This is a genomic window from Metasolibacillus sp. (assembly GCF_025291715.1).
Lineage (GTDB): Bacteria > Bacillota > Bacilli > Bacillales_A > Planococcaceae > Metasolibacillus > Metasolibacillus louembei.
Window position 1 is genome coordinate 1 of record NZ_JAMBIZ010000083.1, and the last position, 505, is coordinate 505.

1 protein-coding gene and 1 other annotated feature are annotated in these 505 nt (G+C 42.0%); the gene reads left to right on the top strand.

Annotation, left to right across the window (positions count from 1 at the left end; translation table 11 throughout):
• Positions 1-169: a binding site (T-box leader), on the top strand. This feature is flagged as partial in the annotation.
• 53 nt (positions 170-222) lie between these two features.
• A partial coding sequence (locus M3Z76_RS19740; protein WP_295657594.1) for a chorismate synthase occupies positions 223-505 on the top strand: 283 nt, incomplete at its 3' end.

Here is a 505-nt window from a genome sequence, read left to right on the forward strand (position 1 = left end):
CTGATGGCTGGTGTGAATCAGTACAAAGGTAAGCATGAATTACAGCCTTGGAGCATCTTTCTCGACAACTTATGGAGGGGACGACGGTCAACCGATCGTTAAAGAAGAAGAGAGGTAGACGACAGTTGTCTACAACTAGGGTGGTACCGCGATAAACATCGTCCCTACTGAGCGCTCAGTAGGGACTTTTTTGTACAAAAAAATAGTAAAGGGGCAAGAGAAATGAGATACATTACAGCTGGAGAATCACATGGACCGCAGTTAACAGTTATTTTAGAAGGTGTACCAGCAGGTTTGACACTTACGGCGGAACATATTAATAAAGAATTATTAAGAAGACAAAAAGGTCATGGACGCGGAAGACGCATGCAAATTGAAACAGATACAGTTGAAATTGTAAGTGGTGTTCGTCACGGGATGACACTTGGATCACCGATTACGTTAATCGTAAAAAATGATGATTTCAAACATTGGACGAAAGTAATGGGTGCTGAGCCAATTTCTG